Below are 18,370 nucleotides of genomic sequence, written 5' to 3' on the forward strand. Positions count from 1 at the left end.
CTTACAATGGATTACATGGCCAGCAGCTGGATTTTTCCATCCTGGGCCAGGGCTTTTAAATGGGAAACTGGGTACTGCCAGCCCTCGATGAGGCGAACGGCTATGGCATCCTCCAGCTCCTTCTGAATAAGTCGGCGTAGGTTTCGGGCGCCGTAAGAGGCGGAGTAGGACTTTTCCACCAGGTAATCCAGCAGGGAGTCCTCCCAGGTAAAGGTAATGTTTTTCTCCTCCAATACCTGTGCCAATTCCTGAAGCATAATGAGGGCAATGCCCTTAAAGTTCTCCACGGTCAACTGGTTGAAATAGACGATTTCATCCACACGGTTGATAAACTCCGGGCGCAGGAAATCGTTAAGGGCCTTCAAAGCCCGCTCTTTCCCCTGCTCGTTGGCGGTGCGTCCAAAGCCGACAGAGCCAACCTTGGTATTGCTGCCGGCATTTGTGGTCATAACGATGACCGTGTTCTCAAAATTCACCGTCCGGCCGTGGGCATCGGTGATGTGGCCATCGTCCAGAATCTGAAGGAGAATATTCAGTACGTCAGGGTGGGCCTTCTCAATCTCATCAAAGAGGACGACCGAATAGGGTTTGCGGCGGATCTTCTCGGTGAGCTGTCCTGCTTCGTCGTAGCCCACATAGCCCGGGGGAGAGCCAATGATCCGGGAGACGGCGTGCTTCTCCATAAACTCGGACATATCCAGACGAATGAGGGATTCGGGGGTATCAAAGAGGTCGGCGGCCAGGCGCTTCACCAGCTCCGTCTTGCCGACGCCGGTGGAACCGACGAAGATAAAGGAGACAGGCTTGTGCTTGGGGCTGATCCCCACCCGGCCTCTGCGGATGGCAGCGGCCACAGCGGCGACTGCGTCATCCTGGCCAATGATATGGGTCTTGAGCCGTTCCTCCAGCTTGGCCAGGCGCTGGTACTCCTGCTCCTGAATGCGGCTGGCGGGGATATTGGTCCATAGCTCGATGACGTTGGCCAGATTTTCCTGGGTGAGAACCGGATGAGCGCTCTCTTCCAGCTCCTGCCGCTCTCCCTCCAGGCGCAGCTCCGTGCTTTTGATGGTGGCTAAACGCTGGTAGGCCTCGTCTGTAGCGGCAGCCATCATGACTTCCCGTTCCTTAGCCAGATCAGCCAGCTCCTTGTTGATGGCGCTGATCCGGGCCAGAGACTGGTTGTGGAGGTTGACATTGGAGCAGGCCTCGTCGATGAGGTCAATGGCCTTGTCAGGGAGGTAACGGTCGGTGATGTAGCGCTCGCTCATGGTGACCGCCAGACGGCACATTTCCTTGGAAATTGTAACCTGATGGTAGGCCTCATAATAGGGGGCAATACCCTCAATGATCTTTACGCTGTCCTGAATGGAGGGCTCCTCCACGATAACAGGCTGGAAGCGGCGCTCCAGAGCGGTGTCCTTTTCAATGTGTTTGCGGTACTCGTTGAGGGTGGTGGCGCCAATGACCTGGAGCTCTCCCCGGCTGAGGGCAGGCTTGAGGATATTGGCAGCGTTCATGGAGCCCTCGGCATCGCCCGCCCCCACAATGTTGTGGACCTCGTCAATGACCAGAATAATGTTGCCCAGCTTTCGGATTTCCTCAATCAGGCCTTTCATCCGGCTCTCAAACTGGCCACGGAACTGTGTGCCTGCCACCAGGGCGGTGAGGTCCAGGAGATAGACCTCCTTGTCCAGCAGCTTGTAGGGTACATCACCCTGGGCAATTTTCTGGGCCAGCCCTTCGGCAATAGCGGTTTTGCCCACACCGGGCTCGCCGATGAGACAGGGGTTGTTCTTTTGCCGGCGGTTGAGGATCTGGACGACCCGTTCTACCTCCCGGTCCCGGCCAATGAGCTTATCCAACTTGCCATCCTTGGCCCTCTGGGTCAGGGAGATGCAATAGCTGTCTAAAAATTTCCGCTTGGGCGGCTTGGGTGCACCAGCCTTGTCGCCCCGGGAGGCCTGATTTCCTTCTCCAGGGGAGGGCTGCTGAGGGGCGGGGGCGTTGCCTCCGCCGAAGAGCTGATTGAGGAAGGGGAAGGTAGCGGTGCGGCCGTCGTCCTCCTCATCGTCGTCATTTTTGGGCTGGTTCATCAGGCCCTCCAGGCCTTCTGCCCCGCCGAAGGCGGACATCATCTCGTTCGTCAGGTTATCCAGGTCCTCGTCTGTGATGCCCATTTTCTTCATCATATCATCAATGGGCTTGATACCCAATTCTTTGGCACATTTCAGACACAGCCCCTCGTTCCTTGAGGTGCCGTTTTCCAGTTTGGTGATAAAGATAACCGCCACATTTTTGCCGCAGCGGCTGCACATGGTGGGTTGCATAGAGCAACACTCCTTTCAGGGGAAACTTCGCATTGGGGAGATGATACATCACAATTGTGAACTGGTCATGAACGCTGTCCCGTGAAATTCTGGGACAAGTTACAGGAAAAAGGAGAGGGGATTTACGGTGCAGAAAAAGTGGAGCAAATAGGTTTGTTCCATGGCCTGCTGCGAAATAAAGCTGTCTTTTAGGAGCTGACAGGCGATAAATACCAACAGCGCGCCTTTGAATAGCCCCAAAATGCCGCCACTCCATCGGTTCAAGGTGGAGAGCACAGGCAGGCGGAAGGCCAGATCCAGAGCATGGCTGAGGAAGTACCATAGCACCAAAATTAAGATAAAGGAGACAATAAACAAAACGATTTTAGCAATTTGCTGGGCGATGTAGTCGGAAATGATCCGGGTCGCGTTGGCTGTGGCAGCCACCAGCCCCTGGTCAATGGACTTCTGGATGGCCTCAGCAAAGCCGCGGAAAAACTTCGACTGGCTCAACTCGGCCAAAAGCTCTTCCAAAGAGGGGTCCTGACTGTTTTCATCGGGGGTAAGGGAAGGAGCATCCTCGCTGGCAGGAAGGGAGGATGAGGCATCTGTTTGGACTTGGTCGGTGACGACCTGCTGGATGCTGGACTCGATCATGGGGCGGATGGCCTGGCTTACTGGCCCTGCCAGCATATTGGAGACCAGGGAGGCTCCGATGAAGGCGACAAAGATGGCCAAAAATCCGCATAAAGTCAGGACAAAGCCCTTTCGGTAACCGCGCCACAGGGCGATTAGAAGCAGAACGGCAATTACAGCGTCAAAAATAAGATACGTCATAGGGTTCCTCCATAGGCTGCAAAGGGTGGAAAGGGATCAGTTGGGAATATAGAGCCAAGCCTGTTGGGCATCGGCCAACATAGCGGAGCCATCAGAAGCGAGGGCGGTATAGCGGGCCCCCTGGGTAGCGGATAATGTGGAGTAGGGCTGCAGGTCCTTGGTGTAGATGGTCAGACCACTGCCGGTAAGCAGAGAGCAATAGTTTCCGGCGCTGTCAAAATCCAGGACCTGAACAGAGAGATCTTGAGAAGCAATCACAGAGCCGTCACTGGAGATGGTGAGCACTTGGGAGGCCGCTCCGGCCCGATAGCGCCCCAGAAGCAGGAATGCGTATCCGTCTCCGCCAAGGGCATAGCCCTTCAGATAGGTGTTGGCAAAGGAGTAGGTCTGTACACTCTGGTCATCGGTGGAAATGGCCACCAGCCGGTCCTCACCCAGGGCCCAGAGGGTTTGGGACTCATAGTCCAGTTCCAGTACAGCCATGTTACTCAGGTCCACCTGGGCGCTGGGCTCCTTCTTATCCACAGGATAGAAAAGAATCTGACTTTTGAATGCTCCGTTCTCCTGGTTGATGGTCACCAGGGCGACGGTTTTGCAGTCAGGAGAAATTGCGGCATCGATGACAAAGGTGGAGGAGAGCTGGATGCTGATGACCTCACTCCCCTGGCTGTTGTATACGGTGACCGCCCCCTTAAATCCGCTCTGCTGGGCGGTGACGGCCAGCCAGCCGCTGTTGTTGACCCGGGCGGAGAGCAGATCACCGCCCCCCGACAGGGACAGGTCAAAGACCTCCTGTGTGCCCCGGAACAGGAACAGGGAGGCGTCGCCGGCATCGTAGACAACGCCTGCTTTCTCTGAGGCGGACAGCACCGGGTGCTCCATAGCTACAATCTCCTCGGCATAGGACTCCCCGGAGAAGGAGTAGTAATGGGCGCCGGCGGTGGAGGAGAGGAGAATCCCATTTTCCAGGTAATCGATGGAGAGCTGGTCACCTCCGGCGTGGGTAAAGGGGGCCGCCTGGCCGGTGTCGCTGGTCTCCAGAGAGCGGTAGGACAGCCACCGCTTCAAAGCGTCCAGGTTAAAGCGGTCCCGGTAGACTACCAGGACCAGGGCGCCCAGGACCAGAGCGGCGGTGAGAAGAAAGGCCAACAGGCGGACAAAAATATTTGATTTTTTCGGCTTTTGTGCCGGTGCTTCCTTGGCCATACGATCGCTCCTGTGTTATAAAACGTCCTCGTCGTACCACAGCTTGGTCATGTAAAGACCGCCGGGTGGTACGGTGGGGCCGGCCAACGTGCGGTTGCCCGAGTCTAAAATGAGAGGAATATCCTCCGGGGACAATTTTCCCTCTGCGGCGTAGACGATGGTGCCCACCATGGCCCGGACCATATTGTAGAGAAAGCCGTTGGCACACACCTTACACTCTATCAGGTCTTCCCTGCGGGATACGTCGAAGTAGTAGACGGTGCGCACTGTGGTTTTGGTCTCAGTGCCCACAGAACGGACGGCACGGAAGTCGTGGGTGCCCACAAATTGGGCTGCCGCCCGGGCCATGACGGTCTCATCCAGGTGCTTGGAGTAAAACCAGGCCCGGTCCACATAGAAGGGGTTACCCAGGCGGGAGTTGTAGATGCGGTAGGTATATTCTTTTCGATGGCAGGAGCCGATGGCGTTAAATTCCATGGGCACCTGGGTGGCCTTGACCACCACGATATCATTGGGCAGGCGGGTGTTGACCGCCAGAGGAATGCGGTCGCAGGGGATGGCGGAGGTGGTGCGGAAATTAGCCACATAGGTCTCCGCATGGACTCCGGCGTCGGTGCGGCCTGCCCCGGTACATTTTACCCGGTGGCATACCACAGTGGCCAGGGCCTTTTCCAACGTCTCCGCCACAGATATTGCGTTTTTCTGCACCTGCCAGCCGTGGTAGGCGGTGCCGTTATACATCAATTTCAGGGCGATGTTTCGCTCCATAAAATCACCCCATATTTTGTCAATCAGTAGCCGAAATGGCCCAGTACCCCAACTAGCACCGTGATGACCAGGAAGAAGGCCAGAGCGGCGTAGTCGATGCCCTGATACCGCAGCTGGCGCAGACGGGTGCGGCCTTCTCCGCCGTGGTAGCAGCGGCACTCCATAGCCACGGCCAGTTCGTCGGCCCGGCGGAAAGCGGAGATAAACAGGGGCACCAGCAGGGGGATCAGCGCCTTGGCCCGCTGGATCAGATTGCCGCTTTCAAAGTCTGCGCCCCGAGCCCGCTGGGCAGACATAATTTTGTCCGTCTCCTCGATAAGGGTGGGAATAAAGCGCAGAGCGATGGACATCATCATGGCCAGCTCGTGAACGGGGACGTGGATCTTTTTCAGCGGGTTCATCAGAGACTCCAGTCCATCTGTCAAAAGGATGGGGGAGGTGGTATAGGTGAGCAGGAAGGTGCCGGCAATGAGCATCATAATGCGCACCACCATGAAAAACGCGTTGAGGATTCCTTCCAGTGTAATGGTGAAAATCCACACCTGGACCAGCACATGGGTGCCGGGGGTGTAGAATAGATTCAGTACAGCAGTAAAGATAGCAATAAACAAAACGGGTTTCAGGCCCCGGAGGATGGATTTTAGGGGTACGTGGGAGATGGCGATGGACAGTCCCAGTACAGCTACCATAATTGCGTAGGTATAGAAATAGTCGGCCAGGAACAGGGCCACAATGTATAAGGTGACCGCAATAAGTTTGGTGCGGGGGTCCAGGCGGTGGACCAGGGAATGGCCGGGGAAGTACTGTCCCAGCGTAATGTCCTTCAGCGCCATTTACACCGCCCCCTTTCCCAGCTTGGCCAGAAGGGCGTCTCTGGCCTGCTCCACGGTATAGACCGACGGGTCAATGTCCACACCCAGCTGGCGCAACCGGTGGAATACCCGGGTCATCTGGGGGACGCCCAGTCCCATCTGTTCCAGCTCGTCTCCATGGCGGAAGACCTCCCGGGGCGTGCCCTGGAAGGGGATGTGTCCGTCGTTGACCACCACCAGCCGGTCCACGGAGCGGGCCACCTCCTCCATGGAGTGGGAGACCAGGATGACCGTGGCGTTGTGGAACTGATGGTAATCCCGAATGTTACTTAAAATAGACTCAACCCCCACCGGGTCCAGTCCGGCCGTGGGCTCGTCCAAAATGAGCACCTTGGGCTCCATGGCGATGACTCCGGCGATGGCTACCCGTCGTTTCTGTCCCCCCGAGAGCTCAAAGGGGGATTTGTCCAGCTGGTCGTCCCGCAGGCCCACAAAGTAGGCCGACTGACGCACCCGGCGGTCAATTTCTTTTTCGTCCAGACCCATGTTTTTCGGTCCAAAGGCAATGTCCTTGTACACCGTCTCCTCAAAGAGCTGGTACTCGGGATATTGGAACACCAACCCCACCTGGAACCGGGTCAGCCGGGTGCGTTTGGGGTCGCTCCAGATATCCTCCCCCTGAAAAAGCACCTGGCCGGAGGTGGGTTTCAGCAGGCCGTTCAGATGCTGGATGAGGGTGGACTTTCCCGAACCGGTGTGGCCGATGATGCCCAGATACTCCCCCCGGTAGGCGGAGAAATCCACATTCAGCAGCGCGGAGCGCTCAAAGGGAGTGCCAGCGGAGTAAGTATGGGTGAGCTGTTTGGTCTCGATGATTGTATCCATTCCTGTTACGTCCTTTTCCTAGTGGTGCCTGCCTGTTCACGGGGAACAGGTCACGCCCGGATGGGGCTTTCCCTTTACAGGCTTTTACCTGAGGGATGTTCCGTGAGCAAGTAATAGAGCGTTTGGGCGCACTCCTCGTCGCTCAGTGCGTCCAGGGGCACATCCCATCCCGCCTGGCGCAGCTCCCACAAAAGTTGGGTGGTCTGGGGGACGGTGAGGCCCACCGCCTTCAATCCCTCCACGTCGGAAAACACCTCTTTGGGTGTCCCGTCCGCCACCACCTTGCCTTTGGCCATTACAACCAGCCGGTCGGCCTGGGCGGCCTCGTCCATATGGTGGGTGATCAAGACCACTGTGACACCCCGCTCCCGGTTCAAGGTCTTGATGGTGCGCAGAACATCAGCCCGGCCGATGGGGTCCAGCATGGCGGTGGGCTCATCCAGCACGATGCACCGGGGCTGCATAGCGATCACGCCTGCAATGGCAATGCGCTGCTTCTGGCCCCCGGAGAGCAGGTGGGGGGCGTGCTCCCGAAATTCATACATCCCCACCGCTTTCAGCGCGTCGTCCACCCGGCGGCGAATCTCCTCGGGAGGGACGCCTAAGTTTTCCGGGGCAAAGGCCACGTCCTCCTCCACCACATTGGCCACGATCTGGTTGTCCGGGTTCTGGAACACCATGCCCACCGTCCGGCGGATGTCCATCAGGCGCTCATCGTCAGCGGTGTCAATTCCGTCCACATAGACGGTCCCGCCTGAGGGGAGAAGGATGGCGTTCATGTGCTTGGCCAGAGTGGATTTTCCGCTGCCGTTGTGGCCCAGCACAGCCACGAAGGAGCCCTCCTCAATCCCTAACGTGACCCCATCCAGGACCACAGGGGCCACTCCCTCGGCGGTGGTGTAGGAGAAGTGGATGTCATCGGTATAAATGATGTTGTTTTTCATGGGCGTAAGCCTCAACTTTATTGAAATTGGGGGTCAGGGCTCCCAAACCCAACGGCCGGTGGCACCGCAGGGAAGGGCCAGGCCGGTCTGGGTGACGGGGAGACCCAACTCATCGGAGGTGGTGTGGCCACCGAACTTTTTGGAGATCAACGTCTCCAGGATATAAGTGACCACGCTGGGGGCAAGGCCGGTGGTATAGGAATTGAGAATGATGAACAGGGGCTGATCGGACAATACCCCTGATACCAGCTCCACAAAGGGGTAGAGGTTTTCTTCCAGCTTCCACACCTCGCCGGTGGGGCCTCGGCCGTAGGAGGGGGGGTCCATGATGATGGCGTCATAACGGCGGCCACGGCGAATTTCCCGCTCCACAAATTTGGCACAGTCGTCCACGATCCAGCGGATGGGGGCGTCTTCCAGACCGGAGCTCTTGGCGTTTTCCCGGGCCCACTGGACCATACCCTTGGCCGCGTCCACATGACAGACGCTGGCCCCGGCGGCGGCGCAGGCCACCGTGGCTCCCCCTGTGTAGGCAAAGAGATTGAGTACATTTATCGGCCGTCCGGCCTTCCGAATCTGCTCCCGGGCAAAGTCCCAGTTGGCGGCTTGTTCCGGAAACAGGCCAGTGTGTTTGAAATTCATGGGCTTGATGTTAAAGGTTAAATCCCGGTAGGACACCGTCCAGCGCTCCGGCATGGACTTGTTCTGCCACTGCCCGCCCCCGGTGGAGGAGCGGGCGTACCGGCCTGCATTGACCTTCCAGCCCGGATGGCGCCGGGGCGTATTCCAAATGGCCTGGGGATCGGGGCGGACCAGAAGTTGGGTTCCCCAGCGCTCCAGTTTTTCCCCCCGACCGCAGTCGATGAGTTCATAGTCTTTCCACTGATCGGACAGCCACATAGTGGGCACACCTCACCTATCATAAAAACAATTCAAACTAAGTTAGTATATCATCCCGGGCGGGGTTCCGTCAACGAATTTAGAGGAAGTTGCCTGGGGAAAAAGGGGGTGGAGGGAAGATTCCATGGGAAACGATTGTAATTCAGGGGAGGCTGTGATAGAATACATGGGAAATCGACAAATCCATAGGCCCCACAGGGCAGATCAAATGAGGTGTGAGCAATGGATCATCCCTTCCGGAATGCGATGTTTGGCGGGTTTAACCGCCAGGACGTTTTGACTTATTTGGAGCAGACCGCCCAGGAGGCGGCCAAACACCAGCAGGAGCTGGAGAGCCAGCTGGGGCAGGCCCAGGACACCATGGCCCGGCAGGACGCGCAGCTCTCTGAGCAGCAGGAGCAGCTGGGGCTGCTGCGCCGGGAAAATGAGGAGCTGCGGGAGAAGCTGGAACAGGCTAATCTGGCCCTGTCCTCCAGCCGGACCCAGTGCAGCCAAAGCGGCAATGAGCTGGAGCAGGCCAAACGCCAGGTAGAGGAGCTGCAGGCGAAGGTGGCCCAGCTGGAGCCGGGAGCCGCTGCCTATGATGCCGTTAAGGAGCGTACAGCGGGGGTGGAGCTGGAAGCACACCGCCGGGCCCAGGCGGTGCAGGAGCAGGCCCAGGAGCAGGCCCGGCAGCTGCGCCGGCAGATGGAACAGTGGATGCAGAAGTTAGAGCGGGAGTATGATTCCCTGCGCAGTCAGGTGGAGTCTACCGTCTCCCATGCCGCGGATAAGCTGGATAAGGCGGGGAAATGCCTGGAGCAGGTAACGGCTCTAATGGAGGAGCAGGAGGTGGCTTTGGAAGCCATTGCCCAGACATACGCCGCATCAGCGCCGGAAAAGGTAGCCGCCCCCATGCCCATTCCGGAGCATGAGACTTGACCTTTGTGGAACCAAATAACCAAAGAAAACAGCCGCCGCCCGGTTCATCGGGCAGCGGCTGTTTTTTTATGGCACAGGGATCAGGCGTCCGCTTCCGGAGCGGGGACAGAGTCAGCAGAGCCGACGGCGGAGGAGAGCATCTCCATGATGTCTACCACCTGAGCTCCTGCGGGAGGCTCCGTGACGGGGGACTTGTTGGTGCTCTGGTAGGTGCCGTCCATGGCAAAGTCAAAGGTGATGGTGGCGCTGCCGGCACCGGGGTCAATGATCATATCCATGGTCATACCCATGTCCATCTTGTTGTCCTTCATGGAGGCGGTGATGGACATTTCCATACCGGCCAGAGCGGGATCGGCAGTGGTCATCTCCATGGAGTAGCCGTTTACCTTAGAGCCGCTGGTGGTCAGGGTGAAGACCAGCTTCACGCCGTCCTGCTCCAGGGTGTTCACATAGGAGGAGCCGGACTTCTCGAAGGCGCTGTCGCCCAGCATAGCGTTGAGCATGGTCAGGTAATCGGTGGTGGTGTAGTCCACGCTGGTCAGAGGAAGGGTCCGCAGCATGGTATCCAGAGTCTCAGCGAAGGACTGGTCCATGCTGGCGGCGGAGAGCTTAAGCAGGGTGGCGTAATCCATGCCGGTGACAGAGCTCATTTGGTCAAAAATGGCCTTCAGGTCCAGCTTGTACCAGGTGTTAGAGGGATCGCTCTCGCCCTGAATCAGATGCTCCAGAGCGGCGGACTGGTAGTAGAAAATGCCGTCCTCCATGTCGCCGCGCAGTTCCATGGAAATGTCCAAGGGAAGCTGGAGGCCGTCCTCGCCCTGAAGCATGTCCGTTATGTCGGTGCCGTCGAGAGACATAGCCATGTCCATGGTCATGTCCGTGGACATCTCAAAGGCAGTGGTATTGGCCATGAGCATCTCATAGTCACCAGTCAGATCAAAGGACACGTCAGAGCTGCTGCCCTCCGCCTCGGAGGTCACACCCATATTCATGGAGAACTGGCCGGTAACCTTCTGGTTCTCCTCATAGAAGGTCTTGTTGTAGGCCATGTACTGGTCCATCAGCTCATAGGTTTCGGTGTTGGCGGCCAGGATGGCGTCCACGTCGTCAATGATGACGGCCTTCTGCTGAGCGTCCCAGCCCACGCTGTAGCCCAGGGCGTCAGCCACCAGGCCGAAGGGCACGTAAGTGCGGCTGGTGGCGGGGTCTACGTAGGGGGCTACATCGGTGGAGATCTCCTTGGCAGCCTCGGTGCCGGTGGAAAGAGTGATAGCGGTCTTGCCTATGGTCAGGGAGATGGTGGTGTCATCCTTGGTGGCGGTGACCGTCTTGGTGGCGTTGTCCCAGGTCATGTTCTCCTCAGCGAAGCCCAGCTGCTCAAACACAGCCACAAAGGGCAGGCAAGAGCGGCTGTCCTTGATCTGAGGAACAGCGTCAGTGAAGGTGACATACTGATCGTTGACCAGTACATAGAAATCCCCCTGCTTTTCCGGGACCTCTGTCTCGGCAGCAAAGGCGGGGATGCTGACCGCCATGGCTAACAGGGCGGCACAAAGCATCGTGCGGAACATCTTTTTCATGTACACAACTCCTTTATCACATAGTCAGCCCAGACAATATCCAGTGGTCCAAACCCAGAGGAAATTGGATAATATAATTATAGCATAAGGTTTCTTAACAAACATGAAGATTTTATTAAAATTGCACTGTTCTGGGAAGAGAGGGGGAAAGAAGCGGGATTTTCCCCAAGAACCCTTGCAATCGCCAGTGGCATCCGATATAATATTACGGAATCATTTTGCATCAGAGCCCCTTCGGGCCAAAGAATACAGGAAAGCGTGATGAATGTGAAGTACGATTTCACCGCCATTGAGAAAAAGTGGCAGACTCGGTGGAAGGAAGAAAAGACCTTTGCCTGCAAGACGGGAGACACCAGCAAGCCCAAGTTTTACGGCCTGGTGGAGTTCCCTTATCCCTCAGGAAATGGCCTGCATGTGGGACATGCCCGGCCCTATACCGCCATGGACGTGGTGGCCCGGAAAAAGCGGATGGATGGGTACAATGTGCTTTTCCCCATCGGCTTTGACGCCTTTGGACTGCCCACAGAGAACTTTGCCATTAAAAACCACATCCACCCCGCCAAGGTGACTCAGGATAACATTGAGAACTTCACCAAGCAGTTGCATATGCTGGGCTACTCCTTTGATTGGGACCGAGTGGTCAACACCACCGACCCCAGCTATTACAAGTGGACCCAGTGGATCTTCCTCCAGCTCTACAAGCACGGCCTGGCCTATAAGACCACCATGCCTGTGAACTGGTGTACCTCCTGCAAGTGCGTGCTGGCCAACGAGGAAGTGGTGGAGGGCGTGTGCGAGCGCTGCGGAGCCCCCGTCATCCGCAAGGAGAAGAGCCAGTGGATGCTGAAGATCACCGCCTATGCCCAGCGCCTGATTGACGATCTGGACGATCTGGACTTCATCGAGCGGGTAAAGATCCAGCAGAAAAACTGGATCGGCCGTTCCACCGGTGCGGAGGTCACCTTCAAGGCCACCACCGGAGACGACATCGTAGTGTACACAACCCGGCCGGACACCCTCTTCGGCGCCACCTATATGGTCCTGTCTCCCGAGCATAAATATATTGAGCAGTGGATGCCTCTGCTGAAGAACGCCGACGAGGTGAAGGCCTATCAGAAGGCCGCCGCCTCCAAGTCCGACCTGGAGCGCACGGAGCTCAATAAGGAGAAGACCGGCGTGTACCTGGACGGCGTGAAGGGCATCAATCCGGTCAACGGTAAGGAGATCCCCATCTTCATCTCCGACTATGTCCTGGCCACCTACGGCACTGGCGCCATCATGGCCGTGCCTGCCCACGACGACCGTGACTGGGAGTTTGCCAAGAAGTTTGGCTGTGAGATCATCGAGGTGGTTTCCGGCGGCGAGGACGTGCAGAAGGCCGCCTTTACCGCTAAGGATGAGACCGGCATTATGGTCAACTCCGACTTCCTCAACGGTATGACAGTTAAGGATGCCATACCGGCCATTACCAAATGGCTGGAGGAGAAGGGTATCGGCCATGCCCAGGTGAACTACAAGCTGCGTGACTGGGTCTTCTCCCGCCAGCGCTATTGGGGTGAGCCCATTCCCATGGTGTGGTGCGAGAAATGCGGCTGGCAGCCCATCCCGGAGGACCAGCTGCCCCTGCTGCTGCCCGAGGTGGAGAGCTATGAGCCTACCGACGACGGTGAGTCCCCCATCTCCAAGATGACCGACTGGGTAAACACCACCTGCCCCTGCTGCGGCGGTCCCGCCAAGCGGGAGACCGACACCATGCCCCAGTGGGCCGGCTCCAGCTGGTACTTCCTGCGGTATATGGATCCCCATAACGACAAGGCCCTGGCCTCCAAGGAAACTCTGGACTATTGGTCCCCGGTGGATTGGTACAACGGTGGCATGGAGCACACCACCCTCCACCTGCTATACAGCCGCTTCTGGCACAAGTTCCTCTACGATATCGGCGTGGTGCCCACCAAGGAACCCTACAAGAAGCGCACCTCCCACGGTATGATCCTGGGCGAGGGCGGAGAGAAGATGTCCAAGAGCCGCGGCAACGTGGTCAACCCCAACGATATTATCGATCAGTACGGCGCTGACACCATGCGCACCTATATCATGTTCATCGGCGACTTTGAGAAGGCGGCTGCCTGGTCTGCCAATGCCGTCAAAGGCTGCAAGCGCTTCCTGGACCGGGTGTGGAATCTGGCCACAGAGCAGGAGCATGTGGGAGAGGAGTATTCCAAGGTCAATGAGGTGGCCGTTCACAAGGCCATCAAGAAGGTGTCTGAGGACATCGAGGCCATGAAGTTCAACACCGCTATTGCGGCTCTGATGTCCCTGGTCAATGACTTCTATGCCAACGGCGCCAGCCGGGGGGATATGAAGGCTCTACTGCTCATGCTCTCTCCCTTTGCTCCCCATATGTGTGAGGAGCTGTGGGAGATGGCTGGTTACGGCGGACAGGTGTGTCTCCAGCCCTGGCCGGAGTATGATGAGGCCAAGACTGTCACTGCTACCGTTCAGATGGCTGTCCAGGTCAGCGGCAAGGTAAAGGCCAATATTCAGGTTCCCGCCGATGCCAGCGATGAGGACGTAGTAGCTGCCGCCCTGGCCGAGCCCAAGATTGTCAAGCTGGAGGAAGGGATGCAGTTGGTTAAGACCATCGTGGTCAAGGGCAAGCTGGTCAGCCTGATCTTTAAGCCCAAGGCCTGATCAAACCAAGGTTTACACCCAGTTCCGCAAATGTCAATAGATAAACCCGAATTTATTTGAAAAAATATATTCACTTCAAATGACGCTTGCAAGAAACTCTTGGAACGCCTCTCCAGCGCTCCTCCATCCGAGGATTTTTCGAGGGTAATTATTGAGCCATTCAACGGCATCATCTATGCGGGCCTGTGAAATCTTAGTGAAGTTCGTTCCTTTCGGAAAGTGCCACCGTATCATCTGGTTCTGCTTCTCGTTGCTGCCGCGCTCCCAGGAGGAATACGGGTGGCAATAAAAAACGCGCGTCCTTTGTTTCCAGTGAGTTCTCCATGACCGCTCCATCCCCCAGCGGTCGGAGAACTCACTTCCATTGTCTACGGTAATGGTCTTAAATAGACGCCGGAACTCATGCGAGCCGAAGCGTCGCTCCAGCCTGTCCAGGGCTGAAACTACACTGGCGGACGTGTGATCTGGGACGCGGACGGCAATCTCATACCGCGTAGCTCTCTCAGTAAGCACAAGAAGGGCCGCTTTGCCTCCCCTCCCGCTCACAACGCTGTCCATCTCCCAATGTCCAGGTTCCAGCCTTGAATCGACGTTCTCCGGCCTGCGTTCAATGCTTTCCCCGCGAGGGGCCTTTGCCGCCCTGACGTGGTTATAAGCGCGCTTTCGCTTTCCTTTGTAGCGCAGCTTTTTGTTCGTCAGGGGCCACAAATCCCCTCTGTCGATGTACTTATACACAGTCTGTCGGCAGAGTGTGCAAGAAAATGTAGTTTCCGGCGTTTTCCCGAGGAGCGCGCAGGCGGCAGCCGGAGAATACCCTGCGGATATGGTATCCACAAGCCAGCTTGCAAGAGCGCGGTCTTTGCCTATTTTCAGCCCCTTCTCCATGTTTTTAACGGCCTTTTTGTGGTATGCCTCCGCAACCTCCGGGGAGTATGTTGTGTAGGTCCGAAGCTCGCTGTCCACAAGTTCCACAGCGCCCCTCTTGCACTCGTCGTAAATAGTGCTGTGATGAACGCCGAGATACCGAGCAATTTGCGGCTTGCTGCATCCTTGCCGGAGCATCTTTTCAATGGTGAGGCGATCTGTCCAGGTCAGGTGTGCGCCCTTGTATTTCGGCATATATACAACCTCCATTTTCTGTGCATTTGCATGACTTTTGTATATCTTTAGCACATTTTGTCGCAACCTGTCAACGCCCTGGGAGGATGCAGAAAATCCCCACTACCCGTAAGGTAGTGGGGATTTTTTAGAAAATTTTTCATTCTTCTCCAACCAGCCAGTTTATTGCCACTCCAAGGACTTTTGAGAAGTGGACCAGCTCATAGTCGGCAACAAAGCGAACGCCGCTCTCAATCTTGCTGATGGCTTCACGTTCTATTTGAACTCCGTTGAGCTGCATACGGGCAGCGAGGTCGCCCTGGGTAAGCCGCTGCGTAACCCTGGCCTGCCTGATTCGTTCGCCGGATATATTCTTTGCTCCGTCGTAGTCATAAATTTTCAAGGCGTCACCCTCCGTTTTGCCTTGACTGTACCATTTTTTTCGGATATTCTTGTAATAAAGATTTACAAGATATATTGAATTTACAAATTTCGTGCGTTTTCGTCACAAAGGAGGGAGTACGATGCAAGAGCAATACTGTTTGAAGGGGAGCGGCGAAATCTTGAGGCAGCAGGCAGTTCAAGAAAAAGGGCCAACGCGAGAGAGAAGAAGAAACGGAATTGCAGGCGCGGCGATCATCTCGATTTCAATAATTGTGGCCGCCTGCATAATTGCAGCAGCTATTATGTCGAGCGCATCGGAGCCGGTTTCGGCTGATGCCGGAACCATCGCTCCCGAGATCTATGCGTCCAGCGCGAACGCGAGCGACCAGTATGTAGGGAGCGTAAACAGTTCGGTGGTCCATAGAAGCGGATGCCCGTATGCAGAGAGAATTGACGCCGAGAATCTGACCATCTACACGTCCCTGGAATCAGCGCTTGAGGACGGGAGAGAGCCGTGCAGCTCTTGTTTTAGTAAGGCGTCCAGTTTCGGCGAGTGGACCATACTTGATAAATATGGGTTTGGAGGTTGAGCATGAGAAAGTTTGTGGGTGATGTCGTGCTTCCAGGTGTGGTACTTCTGGCAATCATGTTCGGGGTAAGGTATGGGTTCCTGGTAGCGTTTGGAGATGATCTTGCAAACACCTTTGGAATACCAGCCGGAGCGCTGCTGGCTGCGATTGCGTACATCTGCTATCGTTCAAAACGCGAAGAAGAATAGAAAGTGGGCCGGAGGTTCAATCCTCCGGCCCACTTTTACATTTCCTTCGCCACTTCGATGGCACGCTGGATGACACAGGCCACCGCCTCGCGGGTGATGGGCTGCCTCCACCCGTAGTTTCCGTTTCCGTCGCCAGCGAAGATGCCGTGTTCCTTGCAGAACTCAGTTCCTTCCTTGGCCCAGTCAGAGGGGTTGTCGCCGGTCCCGGCGCAGGAGAGAAGTTCCTCTTTCGTCATATCCAGTTCATCCTTTCCAAGTCGTTTCGTGACCTCCGCCGCAATCTGCCCGTGTCGGCTATACAGCCATTCGCCAGGGCAAGCCTTGTTAGCAAACCAGCGGTGGACCGTCATCACCATTTCATCGCTTCTGGGGGAGTAAGAAAGCGCCTTGTCTTTGTCGCCAAACCAGAGCAACTTCTTCTTCCCGTTGCGTTCGCAGATGTCTGTGAGGAGGTCAAGGAGAGAGGCATACGCTTTTTCGGTGACGGAGTAGGGGTCCTTGTCATCGCTGGCAACCTCGATGGTGATAGCGCGGTTGTCGTTTGCGGAGCTGGAAGTACACCAGGAGCGGTCCTTCTCCTCCACGCAAAGGCCGATGCTTCCGTCGTAGCCGATGACATAGTTGCAAGACGCTTCCTTGCTTGCAGGCTGAAACACCTCGCAGCCGCGTTTTGCCGTGACCTGCCCGACAAAACAGTGGACGCTAACCCTGTCAATGGCATGGTTTCTGGGGCTGTTCTTGTTCGGGGAGATCAGCTTATAGGTTGCAAGCGGGCTATTACTCATGGCTCGCACCCTCCACAAAAGCCTTTACAGCCTGGTTGCTGTCCAGCATAGAACGCATTTCCTCCAGCGCTTCATCAACCAGGCTGCTGAACATATCGAAGGAAATCATCTTTGCAAGCCACGGGAAGCGTGTCACAAACAGGTCGTAGACCTGCCGCAACTTGAGCTGCCCGGTTCCGCCGCCCAGCTCCTTCTCGGCCTCTGTGACGGCCCACAAAAGCCATTCCTTGACCTTTGCGAGCTGGGATTCAGTCGGAAGCCCCACGAACTTGGCAACGCAAGAAGCGACCGCTGCCACGAAAGCAGCTCCAGCCACAATGATGGGCCAGTTTTCAATGATGAAGTCCATAAAATTTCCTCCTTACTCAACAATCTTCCAATCGTCGGCCAGCATATCAGCCTGGGATGCGAGCCACCCAATCTGAACGCCGGACGTTCCGACGAAAGCCAGGGCCTTATTCCCGATGGAACTGTGGTCCGCGTTGATGATCTCCCCATCAGGGGCAACGTAGCTTACGGCGGATGCGAGCTGGACATACTGTCCCTTCCCGTTCCATCCCTCGCGCTGAATCTTCTTGCCGCGCTTCGCAGCCTCGATAGCGAGGCCGAAAGTGAGGCTGTCAGTGGGGCGGTACGCCTCCTCAAAAACGGCCTTGGGGGACCAGCTCATATAGCCGTCAGGATAGCGGACGGCGTAGCCATCCTCCGCTTTCGACCCTTCCGGGATGGGCCAGGTGACCGGCTGAACAGTTTTTCCGTCAACCCGATACGCAGGTTCCGCCTCGATGATCTTGGTTCCGATATATCTTTTCATGTCGTGCCTCCTTCTCAGCAATCTCTTTTTACCTGTTTTTCGGTGTTGCTTTTTCCGAAAACAGACCCGTCGTTATGCTCGAAGATGTTCTCGATGACCTTGAGGAAATTTACTCCCAGGATGGTTTCTATTGCCTGCTCGGAAAGTTCTTCGACAGGGAAAACCTGACCAAGTCGAACCGTGGCGTATGCGGCAATCAAGTAGGACATCGACACCCAACCGAGCGCCGCGAGCTGTGTCGTAACAAACAGCGTCCTCGTCACAGAACGGGCATCCAGGCGCTTTCCTTTAGCCATCTGAACCACCCTTCTCCAGGTCCTCGATTCGGTGGTTTGCGACCTTCATCTTCTCCGTTAGAAGCCGTTCCGCGCCCTCAAGACGCTCGTCAAGAAGCCCTACGTCCTTCTCAAGCTGGTAGGTCCGCTCCACCAAATTGTTGTGCTTGTCCACCTTCTTTTCCAGTTGCTCAAGCCGGTACTGTGTCAGCTTGCTGCTCGTGATTACGCCGATGACGGAACCGAGGCAGGAGCCGCCAAGACCGATGATGGCAACCAGAACTGCATCACTCATACTTACCACCGCCCTTTCCAACCGAGCATACCATGTGGAAAGATGGATTGCGCCCTGAACAAAGCGAAAATTTAGGAGGCGGCGCTTTTCA

Annotated in this window: 20 protein-coding genes; 4 read left to right on the forward strand and 16 right to left on the reverse strand. The window is 56.5% G+C overall.

What is annotated here, in order from left to right; genetic code table 11:
- Positions 1 to 11: 11 nt before the first annotated feature.
- From B5E43_RS01110 to B5E43_RS01145, 8 genes are all read right to left on the reverse strand, one after another.
- On the reverse strand, positions 12 to 2,327 hold the full coding sequence (locus tag B5E43_RS01110) for an ATP-dependent Clp protease ATP-binding subunit (protein WP_087392903.1): 2,316 nt from the start codon (positions 2,325 to 2,327) through the stop codon (positions 12 to 14).
- 99 nt (positions 2,328 to 2,426) lie between these two features.
- Positions 2,427 to 3,143: a CvpA family protein gene (locus B5E43_RS01115; protein ID WP_087392904.1), complete on the reverse strand. Its 717-nt coding sequence runs from the start codon at positions 3,141 to 3,143 to the stop codon at positions 2,427 to 2,429.
- 36 nt (positions 3,144 to 3,179) lie between these two features.
- Positions 3,180 to 4,349, reverse strand: a complete 1,170-nt coding sequence (locus B5E43_RS01120; protein WP_087392905.1) for a DUF5711 family protein — start codon at positions 4,347 to 4,349, stop codon at positions 3,180 to 3,182.
- Positions 4,350 to 4,364: 15 nt separating this feature from the next.
- The gene (gene truA / locus B5E43_RS01125; protein ID WP_087392906.1) at positions 4,365 to 5,117 is read right to left on the reverse strand and encodes a tRNA pseudouridine(38-40) synthase TruA; all 753 of its coding nucleotides are present in this window, start codon (positions 5,115 to 5,117) and stop codon (positions 4,365 to 4,367) included.
- A gap of 23 nt (positions 5,118 to 5,140) precedes the next feature.
- Positions 5,141 to 5,950 carry an energy-coupling factor transporter transmembrane component T gene (locus B5E43_RS01130; protein WP_087392907.1) on the reverse strand — a complete coding sequence of 270 codons (810 nt, stop codon included), beginning with the start codon at positions 5,948 to 5,950 and terminating at the stop codon, positions 5,141 to 5,143.
- The gene (locus B5E43_RS01135) at positions 5,951 to 6,814 is read right to left on the reverse strand and encodes an energy-coupling factor transporter ATPase (RefSeq protein ID WP_087392908.1); all 864 of its coding nucleotides are present in this window, start codon (positions 6,812 to 6,814) and stop codon (positions 5,951 to 5,953) included.
- 74 nt (positions 6,815 to 6,888) lie between these two features.
- Positions 6,889 to 7,758, reverse strand: coding sequence for an energy-coupling factor transporter ATPase (locus B5E43_RS01140; RefSeq protein ID WP_087392909.1), 870 nt, complete (start codon positions 7,756 to 7,758; stop codon positions 6,889 to 6,891).
- A gap of 33 nt (positions 7,759 to 7,791) precedes the next feature.
- On the reverse strand, positions 7,792 to 8,658 hold the full coding sequence (locus B5E43_RS01145) for a class I SAM-dependent methyltransferase (protein WP_087392910.1): 867 nt from the start codon (positions 8,656 to 8,658) through the stop codon (positions 7,792 to 7,794).
- A 222-nt stretch (positions 8,659 to 8,880) separates the two neighbouring features.
- Between B5E43_RS01145 and B5E43_RS15000 the strand changes: the two genes are divergently transcribed.
- The gene (locus tag B5E43_RS15000) at positions 8,881 to 9,579 is read left to right on the forward strand and encodes a hypothetical protein (protein ID WP_087392911.1); all 699 of its coding nucleotides are present in this window, start codon (positions 8,881 to 8,883) and stop codon (positions 9,577 to 9,579) included.
- An 80-nt stretch (positions 9,580 to 9,659) separates the two neighbouring features.
- Here B5E43_RS15000 and B5E43_RS01155 read toward each other — a convergent pair whose 3' ends face one another.
- Positions 9,660 to 11,159: a copper amine oxidase N-terminal domain-containing protein gene (locus B5E43_RS01155; RefSeq protein ID WP_087392912.1), complete on the reverse strand. Its 1,500-nt coding sequence runs from the start codon at positions 11,157 to 11,159 to the stop codon at positions 9,660 to 9,662.
- A gap of 267 nt (positions 11,160 to 11,426) precedes the next feature.
- On the opposite strand from B5E43_RS01155, the gene leuS reads away from it, so the two are divergent.
- Positions 11,427 to 13,850: a leucine--tRNA ligase gene (gene leuS / locus B5E43_RS01160; RefSeq protein WP_087392954.1), complete on the forward strand. Its 2,424-nt coding sequence runs from the start codon at positions 11,427 to 11,429 to the stop codon at positions 13,848 to 13,850.
- Positions 13,851 to 13,925: 75 nt separating this feature from the next.
- On the opposite strand, the gene B5E43_RS01165 is transcribed toward leuS, so the two are convergent.
- Positions 13,926 to 14,969: an IS30 family transposase gene (locus B5E43_RS01165; protein WP_087392913.1), complete on the reverse strand. Its 1,044-nt coding sequence runs from the start codon at positions 14,967 to 14,969 to the stop codon at positions 13,926 to 13,928.
- Between the two features lie 139 nt (positions 14,970 to 15,108).
- Positions 15,109 to 15,351 (reverse strand): helix-turn-helix transcriptional regulator, encoded by a 243-nt coding sequence (locus B5E43_RS01170; RefSeq protein ID WP_087392914.1) that lies wholly within the window; start codon positions 15,349 to 15,351, stop codon positions 15,109 to 15,111.
- A gap of 121 nt (positions 15,352 to 15,472) precedes the next feature.
- Between B5E43_RS01170 and B5E43_RS01175 the strand changes: the two genes are divergently transcribed.
- Both B5E43_RS01175 and B5E43_RS01180 read left to right on the forward strand, forming a co-directional pair.
- Complete coding sequence (locus B5E43_RS01175; RefSeq protein WP_087392915.1) at positions 15,473 to 15,922, forward strand: hypothetical protein; 450 nt, start codon at positions 15,473 to 15,475, stop codon at positions 15,920 to 15,922.
- Positions 15,923 to 15,924: 2 nt separating this feature from the next.
- Entirely contained in the window at positions 15,925 to 16,110 is a 186-nt protein-coding gene (locus tag B5E43_RS01180) for a hypothetical protein (RefSeq protein WP_087392916.1), read from the forward strand.
- Between the two features lie 35 nt (positions 16,111 to 16,145).
- On the opposite strand, the gene B5E43_RS01185 is transcribed toward B5E43_RS01180, so the two are convergent.
- Genes B5E43_RS01185 through B5E43_RS01205 form a run of 5 tightly spaced genes read right to left on the reverse strand, consistent with a single transcriptional unit; the run spans position 16,146 to position 18,279 of the window.
- Positions 16,146 to 16,895, reverse strand: coding sequence for an N-acetylmuramoyl-L-alanine amidase (locus B5E43_RS01185; protein WP_087392917.1), 750 nt, complete (start codon positions 16,893 to 16,895; stop codon positions 16,146 to 16,148).
- Positions 16,888 to 17,244 carry a hypothetical protein gene (locus tag B5E43_RS01190; protein WP_087392918.1) on the reverse strand — a complete coding sequence of 119 codons (357 nt, stop codon included), beginning with the start codon at positions 17,242 to 17,244 and terminating at the stop codon, positions 16,888 to 16,890. Before B5E43_RS01190 ends, B5E43_RS01185 begins: the two co-directional genes overlap by 8 nt.
- A 12-nt stretch (positions 17,245 to 17,256) precedes the next feature.
- Positions 17,257 to 17,709 (reverse strand): DUF2829 domain-containing protein, encoded by a 453-nt coding sequence (locus B5E43_RS01195; protein ID WP_087392919.1) that lies wholly within the window; start codon positions 17,707 to 17,709, stop codon positions 17,257 to 17,259.
- 14 nt (positions 17,710 to 17,723) lie between these two features.
- Positions 17,724 to 18,005 (reverse strand): hypothetical protein, encoded by a 282-nt coding sequence (locus B5E43_RS01200; protein WP_087392920.1) that lies wholly within the window; start codon positions 18,003 to 18,005, stop codon positions 17,724 to 17,726.
- Positions 17,998 to 18,279 (reverse strand): hypothetical protein, encoded by a 282-nt coding sequence (locus B5E43_RS01205; RefSeq protein WP_087392955.1) that lies wholly within the window; start codon positions 18,277 to 18,279, stop codon positions 17,998 to 18,000. Before B5E43_RS01205 ends, B5E43_RS01200 begins: the two co-directional genes overlap by 8 nt.
- Between the last annotated feature and the right edge of the window lie 91 nt (positions 18,280 to 18,370).

The organism is Flavonifractor sp. An100, assembly GCF_002161175.1.
In the GTDB taxonomy this organism is placed as follows: domain Bacteria; phylum Bacillota; class Clostridia; order Oscillospirales; family Oscillospiraceae; genus Lawsonibacter.

Coding starts and splice junctions, on each gene's coding strand:
- B5E43_RS01110 (WP_087392903.1), bottom strand. CDS start 2,327: ATGCAACCCACCATGTGCAGCCGCTGCGGCAAAAATGTGGCGGTTATC.
- B5E43_RS01115 (WP_087392904.1), bottom strand. CDS start 3,143: ATGACGTATCTTATTTTTGACGCTGTAATTGCCGTTCTGCTTCTAATC.
- B5E43_RS01120 (WP_087392905.1), bottom strand. CDS start 4,349: ATGGCCAAGGAAGCACCGGCACAAAAGCCGAAAAAATCAAATATTTTT.
- truA (WP_087392906.1), bottom strand. CDS start 5,117: ATGGAGCGAAACATCGCCCTGAAATTGATGTATAACGGCACCGCCTAC.
- B5E43_RS01130 (WP_087392907.1), bottom strand. CDS start 5,950: ATGGCGCTGAAGGACATTACGCTGGGACAGTACTTCCCCGGCCATTCC.
- B5E43_RS01135 (WP_087392908.1), bottom strand. CDS start 6,814: ATGGATACAATCATCGAGACCAAACAGCTCACCCATACTTACTCCGCT.
- B5E43_RS01140 (WP_087392909.1), bottom strand. CDS start 7,758: ATGAAAAACAACATCATTTATACCGATGACATCCACTTCTCCTACACC.
- B5E43_RS01145 (WP_087392910.1), bottom strand. CDS start 8,658: ATGTGGCTGTCCGATCAGTGGAAAGACTATGAACTCATCGACTGCGGT.
- B5E43_RS15000 (WP_087392911.1), top strand. CDS start 8,881: ATGGATCATCCCTTCCGGAATGCGATGTTTGGCGGGTTTAACCGCCAG.
- B5E43_RS01155 (WP_087392912.1), bottom strand. CDS start 11,159: ATGAAAAAGATGTTCCGCACGATGCTTTGTGCCGCCCTGTTAGCCATG.
- B5E43_RS01165 (WP_087392913.1), bottom strand. CDS start 14,969: ATGCCGAAATACAAGGGCGCACACCTGACCTGGACAGATCGCCTCACC.
- B5E43_RS01175 (WP_087392915.1), top strand. CDS start 15,473: ATGCAAGAGCAATACTGTTTGAAGGGGAGCGGCGAAATCTTGAGGCAG.
- B5E43_RS01180 (WP_087392916.1), top strand. CDS start 15,925: ATGAGAAAGTTTGTGGGTGATGTCGTGCTTCCAGGTGTGGTACTTCTG.
- B5E43_RS01185 (WP_087392917.1), bottom strand. CDS start 16,895: ATGAGTAATAGCCCGCTTGCAACCTATAAGCTGATCTCCCCGAACAAG.
- B5E43_RS01190 (WP_087392918.1), bottom strand. CDS start 17,244: ATGGACTTCATCATTGAAAACTGGCCCATCATTGTGGCTGGAGCTGCT.
- B5E43_RS01195 (WP_087392919.1), bottom strand. CDS start 17,709: ATGAAAAGATATATCGGAACCAAGATCATCGAGGCGGAACCTGCGTAT.
- B5E43_RS01200 (WP_087392920.1), bottom strand. CDS start 18,005: ATGGCTAAAGGAAAGCGCCTGGATGCCCGTTCTGTGACGAGGACGCTG.
- B5E43_RS01205 (WP_087392955.1), bottom strand. CDS start 18,279: ATGAGTGATGCAGTTCTGGTTGCCATCATCGGTCTTGGCGGCTCCTGC.